General features: G+C 71.6%; 1 protein-coding gene and 1 pseudogene. Both read left to right on the plus strand.

Going from position 1 to position 1,455, the window contains the following annotated elements; translation table 11 throughout:
- A pseudogene (locus AB0J52_RS40400) lies at positions 1-292 on the plus strand (hypothetical protein); the annotation flags it as partial.
- A gap of 293 nt (positions 293-585) precedes the next feature.
- A complete protein-coding gene (locus AB0J52_RS40405) occupies positions 586-1,359 on the plus strand; it encodes an AraC family transcriptional regulator (protein ID WP_500188494.1) in 774 nt (257 codons plus the stop codon).
- Positions 1,360-1,455 lie beyond the last annotated feature (96 nt).

Here is a 1,455-nt window from a genome sequence, read left to right on the forward strand (position 1 = left end):
GGAGCTCCGGCCCGTCGCGGACGCGCCGGCCGGGGCGGACGACCGGGTCCGGGCGGGCGGGCCGGCGTCGGCGCGGGAGGTGCTGGTCCGGCTGATGAAGGACCCGGCGCTGCGGCACACCGACCCCGGACGTGAGCTGCTGCGGGTGCTCAACGCCCAGGCGCTCGCGCTGGACGACTGGACCGGCCTGGTCGAGGCGGTGCCGAGCCACTGCCGCGAGGCGGTGGCCGGGCTCGCGCGCCAGACCGCGACCGCCTGGGAGTGGTTCGCCACCGTGCTGGACGCGGACTGACGGATTATCCACACCCCCTGCCGCCGCCCCGTTCTTTCGCCTTTTCCGCCGCGTTCCCGCATGCCCTTGAAAACTCCCGACAGTGGTCCGGTGATCACAGAGAGCACCTTTTTCTTTTTCCGTTCCCGAGCGGGACCGGAGGATTCCCGCTCATCACGCCGTTATTGTTCGGCCAGGGCACATTGACCCAGCACAGCGGCCATTTAGCATGGTCTTGTCAAGTCAACCGAAGACCTGTAAACGCGGGATTCCGCCCTCCGGCGGACGGCCGCCACAGCGCAAGGGTTGTAAAGATGGCAGACGTTTCGGAAGAGGCCGTCGAGCGGGTCGTCCGGGCCATGTACGAGAACTTCGGCGAGCAGCTCACCATCGACGACATGGCGCGCACGGCGCTGTTCAGCAAATTCCATTTCTCCCGGATTTTCCGGCAGGTCACCGGCATCTCGCCGGGCCGGTTCCTGTCGGCGGTCCGGCTGCAGGCGGCCAAGCGGCTGCTGATCTCGACCTCGCTCACCGTCGCGGAGATCAGCAACCAGGTCGGCTACACCAGCGTCGGGACGTTCAGCTCCCGGTTCAAGAGCAGCGTGGGCGTCGCGCCGACGCTGTACCGGCAGAACGGCGGGTTCCGGCCGCTCATCCCGACCGACAACCGGCGCAACGGCTGGGGAAGCCGGTCGGTGACGATCAGCGGGGAGATCGTCCCGGCCCCGGACCGGGGGGCGGACCTGGTGTTCGTCGGCCTCTTCCCCGAGCCGATCCCGCAGGGCTCGCCCGTCCGGTGCACGGTCCTGGACGGGCCGGGGCGCTACGAGCTGCCGAACGTCCCCCAGGGCACCTGGTACGTGCTGGCCCAGTCGGTCGCCCCCGGCCGCGGCCCGGTGGTCCCGGACCCGACCGCCCCCGACGCGGTGCCGTGGGTGGGGTCGTCGGAGCCCATCGCCGTCGGCTCCAACACGGTGCCCGGCCCGGTGGACCTGCGGCTCCGCCCGATGCGCCTCATCGACCCGCCGCTGCTGCTCGCCCTCCTCGACACCGGCATGGACCGCGTGGACGCCACGGGCGCCTGACCCGCCGGCCCCCCACGAAGAGGCCCCGGACCGTCCACCCGGGCGGGGCGGCGGGGTGGGGGGGGGGGGGGAAGCGGGGGGGAGGGGATAGGCGTA

Origin of the sequence: Spirillospora sp. NPDC049652, from assembly GCF_040675125.1 — a bacterium.
Lineage (GTDB): Bacteria > Actinomycetota > Actinomycetes > Streptosporangiales > Streptosporangiaceae > Spirillospora.

Coding starts and splice junctions, on each gene's coding strand:
- AB0J52_RS40405 (WP_500188494.1), top strand. CDS start 586: ATGGCAGACGTTTCGGAAGAGGCCGTCGAGCGGGTCGTCCGGGCCATG.